This window comes from Microcoleus sp. OTE_8_concoct_300 (assembly GCF_031383065.1).
Classification (GTDB): domain Bacteria; phylum Cyanobacteriota; class Cyanobacteriia; order Cyanobacteriales; family Microcoleaceae; genus Microcoleus.
Genome location: NZ_JANMZH010000379.1, coordinates 1 through 11235 on the forward strand (window position 1 = coordinate 1; position 11235 = coordinate 11235).

The window sequence follows — 11235 nt, forward strand, 5'->3', positions numbered from 1 at the left end:
CGGGAATCCCGCTAGTTCTTAACATATCGGCAACTGTGCCGCAGTAACTCGGCATTCCTATGCTTTCGGGATTCACAAGATTTTGATAGGTAAAATGGCGGTAGCTGATGCAAAATCTATCCCAAGCAGCCACCTGAATTCGGAACAGCCAAATAAAGAAATCGGCTAGCCAAGGTGAAAGAGTAATCCGAAAAAATATGTTTTTATTCAAATACTGGCAAGCTTGTTCTACCACTTCGTTAGCTGTAATCGCCGGATTTCCTAGCACAAAATGTCGCGGTTCCTCGGAAGCAGGCGGATGCTCAACTAAATAATTAACTACTTTGGCAATATCTGCACCGTGGATGAAGTGAAAACTTCCATCTGCCTTAAACCAGCGAATCAAACCAATCCATTTTGCGACAAGTGGCAGGCCAGATGACAAGTGAGAGACTGGTTTTTCTGCGTCTCCTCCCAATACTAATGTCGGGTAAAGTGCCGTAATCGGAGGCACATTTTTCAAGGCTGACAAATGCACCATGCAGTTGTATTTTGAGCGAATATAATCTGTTCCCAGTTCCCCGGCTTCTTTGAGCAAATTGTTGTCTCGACCGAGAATGCTCGCCGTTGAAAAATAAATTACTTGCTGGCAAGTCTGTGGCGAAAGTAGTTGAATTAGGCGCAGAGTTTTGGTGACGTTAACATCAAAAACTTCTTGAGTTCCTCCCCAAGCAGTGGCGGCTACAATTGCTACATTCATTGTTTGCAAAAGTTCGGCGTGTCGATCGATATCTCGCATATCGCCTTCTATGATATTAATGCCGGGGCGGGCTTTCCAGTCAAATTTTAATTTTTCGGGGTTGCGAACTAATAGGTAAAGTTCGTGGTTCGTTTCTTGAATCAAAGTTTCGGCCATGTAGTGACCGATACAGCCACTTGCACCCGTCACAAAAATTTTTTTGGAGTTCATTTTGCCGCAGGGGAAGAGGGAGGATTTGACGCTTTTTTGACGGTAGGGAAACGGCATAGCCGTATCCTTTTTTCACGGTTGGAGACGGCATTGCCGTGTCCCTACAAATATTGTGTGTTTTTGTTACTCGTTACCAGGCTCTGACCTGGTAACGCAGATCCGGAGGCTCTGCCTCCATTTTACGCGAGGCAGAGCCTCTGGATATGGGTTCACCAGGCAGAGCCTGGGAACCAGTTACCGGATTTGATGGGATTCTAGAATCGAAATCAAATCAAGCAGCAACTGCAAGCAATTTGTCGGCTTGTTTTGCCGTTTCAAAGAAGAAACGCACGTTATCTTCGGGAGTTCCCGGTAACACGCCGTGTCCCAAATTGAGGATGTGTCCGCGATGACCGGCTTTGCGAATTGTATCAAGAATTCGATCGCGAATAAACGCTTGAGAACCAAACAACACGCCCGGATCGAGATTTCCCTGAACGTTCATATTGGGGCCCAAACGTCGGCGCGCGTCGGCCATATCCACTGTCCAATCGACGCTGACGATATCCGCGCCGGATGTTGTCATGCGTTCGAGGAGGCCGGCGCTACCGGTGACTAACAGAATTAGCGGGGTGTCGGGATGGGTTTTTTTGACTTGCTCGAATACTTGTTTCTGGTAGGGTAAAGCGAAGGTGTCGTAGTCTTGCGGGGACAGTTGGCCGGCCCAGGAGTCGAACATTTGCACTACTTGCGCGCCACAGTCGATTTGGTAGCGCATATAAACGGCGATCGCATCTGCAAATTTTGAGAGCAACTGATGCAGTAAAGTTGGATCGGAAAATGCCATGTTTTTGATAATTGCATAATCCTTAGAACCTTTGCCCTCAACCGCATAGGCCGCCAGCGTCCACGGCGCGCCCACAAAACCGAGCACGGTGGATTTGTTGCCGACTTCCTGGCGCAGGGATTTCAGGATAGTTTTGATAAACGGCAAGCTTTCTTCCGGGTTCAGCGGTTGCAGGTTGTCGATTTGCTGCTGAGTGCGAATGGGTGAGTGGATAATCGGGCCTTTACCTTCGGCGATGTCCATGTCAATGCCCAAACCGGGCATAGGGGTGACAATATCGGAAAACAGAATTACGCCGTCGGGTTGAAACGCGCGCCACGGCTGAAGTGAAACTTCGATCGCCACTTCGGGAATTTCGGAACGTTCGCGAAACGAGGGATACTTTTCTCGCAAATCTCGATAAGCCTTCATGTAGCGGCCGGCTTGACGCATCATCCACACGGGCGGGCGGTCTAGAGTTTCGCCACGGGCTGCCCGCAACAACAAGGGAACTTCATTTAATGCCGACATTTTAACTTTTCTCTACCTTAGATATTTCAATGCCTTTGGTAGCTTACCACTGTGCGATCGTCCTTTTTGACAAAATCGTTGTGTGTACAAATGTGTATTTTGTCATTGCCAAAGAAAGTGAGGCGATGCCCAGAGCTCGACTGTATAAGGACTGGTATAAATTCTGTGTATACGCCAAGAAACCGGGTTTCTACGAAGAAACCCGGTTTCTTGGCCCGCGCTACAGTTTGACCTACTTACCTCGTTACGCACACTCCGCCTACGGATACGCGACATTGATCGCGGCCCTCATCGAACCTCCTATTATCATTCACCCTCGCCGAATCTAAATCTCTAGTCCGCGAATTGTAGTAATAATCTCCCGCCGGGAAGTTTCTAGTCGGGACAGCGCAGTAAGTCGAGTCTTGATTACCATCGTCAAACCTTACTCTCACCATAGAACGTCTCTCGCGACAATCAACAGACCGCAAGCCAAAATCATCTTGCAGAAGCTGTGCTCTGTCATATCGACTGTTATATCGATCGTCATCTCGCCTCGTGTACCCATCGTCCCGCGAATTGCGAGATCGTCTGTCGCCCCCATCAATTCCCGCAACTTCCAGGGTGTAGCTACCGCCTCTGGCAGCATCTTTTGCTAACACTAACAGTTTATAATCGCCGCTACGGGGAATTTGATAATTAAAAGAACGCTCTTGGGTAAAAGCGACTTGTTTGTTGTTCCCATAAAACAGCACCATTACGGGAGCAAAACCGCGACTTGCATCTGTGTCTAAAAACACTTCAATGTTATCGCCTTCCCGAGCGCTGAATGTGTATTCTTGACCGCGCAATTCTTCCGTCGGAGATCCCGGCACCCACATATTCCGGAAACGGTAAATCTGGGAAGTGCGGCGAATTACTCCATCTATGCGATCGTTATTCCGTATCTGTTCGCCAACTGCACTTGAGGAAATCCCCGTAAGTGCCAATCCCGTAACTAGGACTGCGGCAGCAATACTGTTTAACAAGTTGTGTGTTCTCATATCAACCTCTCGAAAATTTGAAAATCTTTTTGCTTTCTTGGCGCCGACATTTGCATACACAATCCATTTTAAATGTAATTTCTGCCAACAGTGTCAACCTCACCCAACCCGGCTATTTAGCGGGTGCAAAATCTCATCTTAAAGTTATAGACGTTTATCCCTAATCTAAAGTTGCGATTTATCGCCACAACTGAGCAATCCCGAATCAGCGTCAAGACTAGCTATAATTCCCATAGGTAAAGCAGCGTTAACTCCCTCGTGCCCGAAGGGCAAATCCGAGACAATCGGAATATTCAAATCCCCCAGCCGATCGCGCAAAACCTCTTCAATGCTAAAACTGGGAATACTCGGGTCAATCTCGCAGCGGCTGAAACGCCCCAAAGCAATGCCCCGCACCCCAGCGAAAGCCCCCGCCATCCGCCACAAAGTCAACATTCGATCGACCCTGTAAGGAGCCTCAGAAACATCCTCAAATGCGAGAATAACCCCGGTCAAATCCGGTTGATACGGGGTTCCGAGCAAATGAGAAGCAACCGTCAGATTCGCAGGAAACAGAGGCCCGGTGGCTTGTCCGCTGCCCCATCCTTTACCTTGCAAAGATTGTAAGGGACGACCTTCTATGCAGTCAAAAAGTCGATCGACAGACCAATCCGGCTCATCCGCCAAAGTTGTCAGCATCGGCCCGTGAACACCCCAAACGCCTAATTTAGCGTGATTCCACAGTAAAGCAGTAATGTCAGAAAAGCCGATTAACCATTTCGGCGAATGGGAATCGGGAGGTGGAAATTGGGGGTTTTGCGCCTTTGCCACATTTCCTTTTTCCAAAAGTCGAGTGCTGCCGAAACCGCCTCGAACACAGAGAATACCGCGACAATCCGGGTCATTTAGGGCATCTGCGAGCTGTCGGACGCGGTTTTCATCGGAACCGGCCAAATAGCCCCAGCGATCGTCAAAACCCGGTGTTAATTCAAGTCGATAGCCGCGGGATTTCCAAACTTCTAAACCCTTTTCAAAATTGGTTGATTCTCGCAAAGTGCCACTAGGGGCAATTACTTTGAGCAAATCTCCCGGTTGTAGAAATTTTATGTTAGTCATTAGTTATTAGTTATTAGTTATATCGTGTTTTGTGAATCGATCATAATTCCGTAGGGGCGGGTTTTACAGACAATTTCTGACTGAAACAGACAATCTCGAAAACCCGCCCCCACCCACCCATAAATACAAACCTACATTTTCCGATTCGGTGCAAATTTTAGGTTGATTTGGGTTATCGGTTGTGGCGGGGCGGGTTTATCTAGATTGTTGATAATCGTTAAATATTGTCGGTGAAACCCGCCCCTACGGGATATGGTTAATTATTGATTTAAGAGTGAGTTTTTCAGATTATTTGTTAATCATTACTACGGTAAAGTCAGAATTTCCACCCCAGAATCAGTAACAGCTAGCGTGTGCTCGAATTGAGCCGAAAGCTTTCCATCCTGCGTGATAGCCGTCCAACCATCGGCGAGAATTTCCACTTCCCAAGTACCCTCATTAATCATCGGCTCGATCGTAAAAACCATGCCTTGTCTGAGCTTCTTCCCCGTGCCCCGCTTACCGTAGTGCAAAATTTCCGGTTCCGTGTGAAAAACGCGGTGAACGCCGTGTCCCGCAAAATTTCGTACTACCGAAAAACCCTGTGCTTCAGCATATTCTTGAATCGCTGCACCGATATCGCCAGTACGAGCACCCGGTTTGACTTCCGCAATTCCTCTTCTTAAACATTCCTCGGTTACTTCAACTAACTTTTTCGCTACCGGTGAAGGTTTCCCCACAAAAAAAGTCTTGGAAGTATCGCCGTGATAGCCGTCAACTAAAGGCGTTACATCAATATTAATAATGTCACCTTCTCTCAGAATTTGTTTAGCATTCGGGATGCCGTGACACACTACTTCATTAACGCTAGCACACAGAGATTTGGGAAATCCTTTATAGCCTAGCGGAGCGCTTTTTGCTCCGTGTGCCAAAGTCCAGCGTTCGGCTTCGTCGTTAATTTCGAGAGTGCTGACACCAGGTTTTACCATCGGTTCGAGATGCAGCAGAAGTTCGGCAGCTAAGCGACCTGCTTGGCGCATTTTGTCTATTTCTCTGCTCGATAAAAGCACTAAACGTTCGGTTGCCATAGTTTTTTCTGTTTTCTTTTTTTGTGGTCGATTAAGAGTTTATTTAACTCAATTTTAGAATAGATTTGAACCAGTGTTCAAAACGATCGCCCAAAGCTCCCAAAGAGTATTCTACCTCTGCTTGTCGGCGGCAAGCGCTGCGGTCAATTTGGTCTAAGCGGGCGATCGCACCTACCAAGCCATTTACACTGTCAGGCTCCACTAAAAAGCCCGTCAGTCCGTCTCGAACAATTTCGGCAGGTCCCCCGCGCTTATAAGCAATCACAGGCACACCGCACGCTAAAGCCTCGATCGCCACATTTCCGAAAGCTTCCACCCAGCGCGGCGTCATCAACAATCCTCGGCACTGACCGACTTGCTCTTGCATTTGGGTTGTTGTCAGAAACCCTAAATATTCTACCGGAGCATCTGGCCAATCTGCACAAATTTTTTGCCAATAATCCTCATCTTGCATTTTGCCCATAATTTTTAGGGAAATGCCTGTAATTTTCGCTGCAGCCACTGCATCTTCTAAGCCTTTTTCCGGGGCGATGCGACCAAGCCAAGCTAATTTGGGTTCCGGTTGGCTGCAAAATTCGTACAGCGATAAATCTATGCCGCTTCCCAACAACTGACACTCCTTGGCAAAGGCAAAGGTTTCGGCTTGGGAAACGGTGTAAACTCCGATCGTACCGGGAAATTGGGCGACGGTTTGTCCGGCGATGCGATCGAGCGATCGCGAAAGGGAACCCATGCTGATAAAATGGGCGATCGGAGTTCTAAAAAATGGCGTCAAATAAAACGGCAGCCAATCGTAGGCAAAGTTAACAATGACATCCCATTCATCCTGAACTTTGCGAGCGTATTCCCACATATTTGCCAGCACAGCATCGGCGGGCATCACAATAGGAGAATTGTAATCTTGTGTTTGGGCAGTTACTTGCAAATCGCCCATTATTTCGATTACTGGAATGGATTCTAAGACTGAACCTATCGGCGCTACCACTGCTATTTTATGACCTCGGCGGTGCAATTCTTTAGCGATGTTAAGGACTGTAAGTTCGACTCCGCCGCCCAACCCCGAACCGAGTTGACCGACCGAAGTTGAGAGGAACAATATTTTCAAATAGTCAGTAGTCATTAGTCATTAATCATTAGTCAGCCGCCAGTAATTCTAACATAATCTAAGTTATAAATTCTCCACTCTAAAATCTAAAATCTAAAATTACTTGAAAATCGCTAGACTTATCAATCCATCCCAGAACGCGGACGGATGCGGTTCAACTGATTGATTGCCCAGCGAGCAGTTTCCTGAACTTCTGGATCTGGATCGTCCGTCGCACGGTGCAACAAGTAACTGATTTGATTCACCAATTCGTAAATCCGCGTCAAGTCGCGAATCGCATTTTTACGCACTTCGGGATTTTCATTGTGCAGCGAAATTGACCAGGCATTATTCATCGGTTTGAGAGTGCGAATGCCAATTTCCGAGAGACTTGCCAAAATTAAACTGTACTGGTTCGAGTCGGAATTTGCTAGCAAATCGAGCAACGGCTCAACAGCTCTGGAATCTCCCCGCTGGCCGAGTTCCCAAATTGCTTTGCGCCTCAAAGCCGGATTTAGGTGCTGCAAATCTTCAATCAGTGCTTCAATAATATCAACTTTAGGCCTGCCATCCGTTTCTGGAACGGAAATATCTTTCTTGCGACTCGCTAGGGAATCGGCTCGATTAGTTGTTTCGGGAATGTTGAAACCTGTGTCGCTGTAACCGTTGCTGTGAGTTTCCAAGGGCGAGGTGTCGGAATTAATTCTATCGCCCTCGATTGCTGCATCCTGGGATTCTGGTTGCCCCGATTCCAGGATTAACGGTAAAGACCGATCGCTCCTGTCGAGACTGTAGTCTTTTGGCAAATCCAAAGGGTAGGGCAAGGCTGACAGCGGTTTTTCTGCCCCAAAAGGAACCTCTTGATGTCCTATTTTTGGCGAGTTTGTAGGAGGATCGGGATTATTGAATTGAGAGTTTCTTTGCTTGTGGCGAGCAACTCTTGCCCGCCTTCGCTTTGAATGATTTGACTCGTCGTTGCTAACTAATTTGAGCATGATAAATACTGCGGCTGCCGTGACGACAATTGCTGCCAAACCCAACATTAAAAACCCCCGCTGGTTAGACAAAATGACGATCAAATTGGATATCGCTTTCGGGAGTTTGGAAGATTTTGACGTTTGGGACGGCTTAGATTTGTTTTTATCGGGCGCTGGAGACGGTTTTGAAGGCTTGGAGTCCTGGCGATCGTCCGGGGGAGAGTTCGCCTGAGCAATTTCTTGGGAAACAGCCCGGTAGGAGGCATTGAGTACCTGTTGCCTTCCCTCGGCACTTGGACTGAAGGCAGCGCCCAGACAGGCAATGCAGGTGAAGAAACATACAAAGGAGCGGTAGTACGCCATAAGACTCAATCCGGGTTTTGAGAGGCAACGCCGCATGACGAGCTTTAGTGTAAGCTTGAGTTAGCTCGATCCTAGCTGCTATGCGCTCAACTAACTAACAAATAGCACCAGACTCGCGAAAAACCCGGGTTTGAGAGGGCAGCGAGCCAGATATGATTAACACAATCGCGTCATTGACGTAGAAGTCCTTTAACTAATTAGTTTGGGCGTTGCAGAATGTTGGTATGAATTGAGGTCAATTGAGGATGCAATGCCCAGAATACGGTTGCACCCATATCCGTAAAAATGGGAAGAAACAAGGTAAACACTCATCACATTTGTGTTGCTTATGGTCGCCAGTTCATCGAGGGCTAGGAACCACCGAAAGGCTACTGAGATGAAGTCAAACGAGAATGCCTGAAAATGTATGTTAACGGCATCGGCTGTCGGGGTATCGAAGGAGGTCATTGCGTGTGCATCACAGGACGGTGATTACTTGGGTCAAGTGCCTGGGACAACTGCTGCCTGATGCTTACAAACCAGAGACTGTTCCCCTCGTAGGTGAGCTAGATGAATTAGAAACCTTTGTCGGTTCACAAAAAACTTGCATCTGGCTGTGGACGGCGGTTGACCACTTCCAGGCTATTTCGGTAGTCACTGATGGATTGTCAGTTTATCCAGGCTTTAATCCAGACGGCGACCAGATTGTCAGCAAGACATACATGACACGGGTTGAGGGGGAAAACACAAGGCAAAGACACTCCGCGAGCTCGACTGCATCCAAAGACACTGTGCTATTCCAAATCAGAAGAACTACTGAGACACTCAATTAGATTGTTACTACATTATCTGAAGTTCTGGGATGTGGCGGTTCCTCAATAATTCATACCGCTATTGATCAACACCAAAACGGTAACGCTATTTCAGTATCACCACTATTTTTAAGTTGCCATTTTCACGCTTAGGTGTTGGTTATCTTGCTCCCACAAGTTCCACAAGTGATGGAAGTCGGCTTTTCTCCCGGCAGCAGGAACTCGTGTTTGTACATCCAATCGAGCCGCAGCGAGGCGTGGTCTACTTCCTCTGTGGCGTGCTGTGCGAAGCATGATTGATACCGAAAGTCCCGGCAAATTGTATAGCGCATCGCTAATGCCGCAGTAAAATCACTCGATTGATAGTACAGTTGCCTGACCCAACCTCGAACATCGTCGGGATGCTCGGCGGCGGCTAGCTGCGTGTAAAAAGACCCAGAAAGCAGATTTTGCCGGCACTCGGCTCCCAAGTTGAATAACCACTTCATGTTTGGAATCCCTTCTTTAGAAATTATTGCAATACAACAATATTTCCGTTCTATAGTACACCAGTATTATAATACCAGTCAACCAGTATTTTGCCTTAAATCAGCCATGGTGTGGTATAATGCCGTAAACTAATTGAAAACCTATAGTGTATTCCAGGTTTATCAAGTAGGGACACGGCAATGGTGTCCCCACGGTGGCGGGGATAAATCGATAGGGGGGTATCCTTCATAAACGTGGAATCTGCTGTAAATCCCTGAATTAACAAGAAATAGTGTGTGAAAAGTAGAGATTTGTTATTTGAGAATTTCTGATGCTGTTAATTCCAGAACGACTACAAAATCAGGATAATGCTGGCATTTTAATCGTCAACTGCAACCGAAAAATCGTAGGATTCACTCCCAATTTACTGAGGATTTGGAATCTGCCTGAAGTTATTATCAAGTCGTTATCAGACCAACGCGCGTTAGAGTTTGTATCCGAGGGATTTGATAATCCTAAACTTTTTCTCAAGGATATGACTGAAATTTACGAGCAAACGCATTTGGAGATTAATGAAAAAGTTCAACTCAAGGACGGTCGCATCATAGAGCGCCATTCCAAGCCCCTATGCTTCAATGGAGTTTATGCTGGTCGGTTGTGGATGTTTGAACGCCATTAGTCTAATAGATGTAAGAGCATCCGTAGCAACGCTCTGTATTCTATGGGCTGCTTTTAATGGGTAAAGTATGCCTCAATAATAGGAGAAACAATTATGCCAACTTGTATTACAGACCAGGTTTTTCCCCTCATAGTTGTCGATACTGCTTCGCCCATCACCATTGGTGCTCAAATCACCGAACAAATTAAGCTACTAATCGCGCGCGGCAATCTGAAGCCAAATCAGCCTTTACCGCCGATTACCCACTTGGCTAAATACTTAGGAGTGAATCACACCATTGTGGCACAGGCGTACAACAAAATGATTGCTTTGGGATATCTCGTAGGCAACCGAGGTAAAAGAACGGTCATTGCGAATTCTCCCTTGGTCAGACAGATGGTTGCTCGCAAAACCTTCTACGACTTACTCAGTCAAGCTTTTCATTCAGCATCCCAATATGGGTTAACCGCAGCAGAGTTCTCAGCGGCAGCTTATGCTCAAGCAGTGTTGGTCGATCGCCATCAAATAAATGTAGTATTCGTGAACTTTTTTCCCGACAGTATCGATATCAGTGCAACTATTCAATCAGCAACAGGATTAGCTTTGGTATCGATTCCTTGGGCGCACTTGCAAGCCAAAGAACCACAAGCATTAGAACAACTCTTGTCCGCCGATTTGATAGTAACGACCATCAAACACTTGTGGGAGGTGGCTCAGATAGCAGATCCCAATAAGGAAGTGATAGGAATTGAAGTGCAGCCAGATAAGCAGCTATGGGGTCACATCTCATCCCTACGCCGCAATGCCAAGCTATTGTTTGTGTGCCAAAAAAAAAGCAGCAGCGAAGCAATGAAGGAAATTATTGACTATAACGTGTATCACATAGAATCAAAAGCCGTTACAGTGGAATTTGTTCAAAACAATGTGCCAGGGTTACAAGAATTTGATTTGGTGGTGTGTTCGAGATTAGTTGAGAGTCAGTTGAGTCAATACATTCCCAAAACCCTGAAACTAATGACTTTTAGTATCGACATCAACCCAGTGAACTTGCTGGTACTCCAAGCTCGTTTAGCGGCTGTTGAGATGGAAATTTTAACGTAGTAGCAGCTTCCTAAATTATAATTTTATTCACAGCACTCATCGCTCAACTAATCTTTTTGTTGTTGCTCAATAGCGGTATGAATTATTGAGGAACCGGAACATCCCAGAACTTCAGATAATAATGTAGTAACAATCTAATTGAGTGTCTCAGTAGTTACCGGGACTTAAACAAAAAATACGGTAAAAATACGTTATAATGCTTGCATAGCAAGCATATAACGTTAAAGAATGACCAATGAAAGAGACAACCCCTGCCGCGATGCCCCCCTGCTTCGATAGATGGTGTCAAAGATTTGACGATATTTTTGGTCATCTTGCCCAAAA

At 46.5% G+C, this 11235-nt stretch carries 10 protein-coding genes and 1 pseudogene; 3 read left to right on the forward strand and 8 right to left on the reverse strand.

Annotated elements, in window-relative coordinates; genetic code table 11:
- From ACUVJL_RS16815 to ACUVJL_RS16845, 7 genes are all read right to left on the reverse strand, one after another.
- On the reverse strand, window positions 1-949 hold a 949-nt coding region (locus tag ACUVJL_RS16815), incomplete at its 3' end, for an NAD-dependent epimerase/dehydratase family protein (RefSeq protein ID WP_445246893.1).
- 271 nt (window positions 950-1220) lie between these two features.
- Complete coding sequence (gene hemE, locus ACUVJL_RS16820) at window positions 1221-2285, reverse strand: uroporphyrinogen decarboxylase (protein ID WP_445246894.1); 1065 nt, start codon at window positions 2283-2285, stop codon at window positions 1221-1223.
- A 236-nt stretch (window positions 2286-2521) separates the two neighbouring features.
- Window positions 2522-3307: a hypothetical protein gene (locus ACUVJL_RS16825; protein ID WP_445246895.1), complete on the reverse strand. Its 786-nt coding sequence runs from the start codon at window positions 3305-3307 to the stop codon at window positions 2522-2524.
- 165 nt (window positions 3308-3472) lie between these two features.
- Complete coding sequence (locus tag ACUVJL_RS16830; RefSeq protein ID WP_445246896.1) at window positions 3473-4402, reverse strand: S66 peptidase family protein; 930 nt, start codon at window positions 4400-4402, stop codon at window positions 3473-3475.
- Between the two features lie 305 nt (window positions 4403-4707).
- The gene (gene map, locus ACUVJL_RS16835; protein ID WP_332954619.1) at window positions 4708-5469 is read right to left on the reverse strand and encodes a type I methionyl aminopeptidase; all 762 of its coding nucleotides are present in this window, start codon (window positions 5467-5469) and stop codon (window positions 4708-4710) included.
- Window positions 5470-5512: 43 nt separating this feature from the next.
- Complete coding sequence (locus tag ACUVJL_RS16840) at window positions 5513-6589, reverse strand: glycosyltransferase family 4 protein (protein WP_445246897.1); 1077 nt, start codon at window positions 6587-6589, stop codon at window positions 5513-5515.
- A gap of 107 nt (window positions 6590-6696) precedes the next feature.
- A complete protein-coding gene (locus ACUVJL_RS16845) occupies window positions 6697-7893 on the reverse strand; it encodes a HEAT repeat domain-containing protein (protein ID WP_445246898.1) in 1197 nt (398 codons plus the stop codon).
- Between the two features lie 245 nt (window positions 7894-8138).
- Between ACUVJL_RS16845 and ACUVJL_RS16850 the strand changes: the two are divergent.
- Window positions 8139-8754: pseudogene (locus ACUVJL_RS16850) on the forward strand (IS1 family transposase).
- Window positions 8755-8833: 79 nt separating this feature from the next.
- Here the strand turns inward: ACUVJL_RS16850 and ACUVJL_RS16855 are convergent.
- Complete coding sequence (locus ACUVJL_RS16855) at window positions 8834-9172, reverse strand: hypothetical protein (protein ID WP_445246899.1); 339 nt, start codon at window positions 9170-9172, stop codon at window positions 8834-8836.
- Between the two features lie 311 nt (window positions 9173-9483).
- On the opposite strand from ACUVJL_RS16855, the gene ACUVJL_RS16860 reads away from it, so the two are divergent.
- Both ACUVJL_RS16860 and ACUVJL_RS16865 read left to right on the forward strand, forming a co-directional pair.
- On the forward strand, window positions 9484-9831 hold the full coding sequence (locus tag ACUVJL_RS16860) for a hypothetical protein (protein ID WP_445246900.1): 348 nt from the start codon (window positions 9484-9486) through the stop codon (window positions 9829-9831).
- 93 nt (window positions 9832-9924) lie between these two features.
- Window positions 9925-10911, forward strand: a complete 987-nt coding sequence (locus tag ACUVJL_RS16865; RefSeq protein WP_445246901.1) for a GntR family transcriptional regulator — start codon at window positions 9925-9927, stop codon at window positions 10909-10911.
- Window positions 10912-11235 lie beyond the last annotated feature (324 nt).

What these genes read in the sequence shown, in the direction of transcription:
- ACUVJL_RS16845 (WP_445246898.1), bottom strand. Translation starts at nt 7,893, where the DNA reads ATGGCGTACTACCGCTCCTTTGTATGTTTCTTCACCTGCATTGCCTGT.
- ACUVJL_RS16840 (WP_445246897.1), bottom strand. Translation starts at nt 6,589, where the DNA reads ATGACTACTGACTATTTGAAAATATTGTTCCTCTCAACTTCGGTCGGT.
- ACUVJL_RS16825 (WP_445246895.1), bottom strand. Translation starts at nt 3,307, where the DNA reads ATGAGAACACACAACTTGTTAAACAGTATTGCTGCCGCAGTCCTAGTT.
- ACUVJL_RS16860 (WP_445246900.1), top strand. Translation starts at nt 9,484, where the DNA reads ATGCTGTTAATTCCAGAACGACTACAAAATCAGGATAATGCTGGCATT.
- ACUVJL_RS16865 (WP_445246901.1), top strand. Translation starts at nt 9,925, where the DNA reads ATGCCAACTTGTATTACAGACCAGGTTTTTCCCCTCATAGTTGTCGAT.
- ACUVJL_RS16855 (WP_445246899.1), bottom strand. Translation starts at nt 9,172, where the DNA reads ATGAAGTGGTTATTCAACTTGGGAGCCGAGTGCCGGCAAAATCTGCTT.
- ACUVJL_RS16830 (WP_445246896.1), bottom strand. Translation starts at nt 4,402, where the DNA reads ATGACTAACATAAAATTTCTACAACCGGGAGATTTGCTCAAAGTAATT.
- map (WP_332954619.1), bottom strand. Translation starts at nt 5,469, where the DNA reads ATGGCAACCGAACGTTTAGTGCTTTTATCGAGCAGAGAAATAGACAAA.
- hemE (WP_445246894.1), bottom strand. Translation starts at nt 2,285, where the DNA reads ATGTCGGCATTAAATGAAGTTCCCTTGTTGTTGCGGGCAGCCCGTGGC.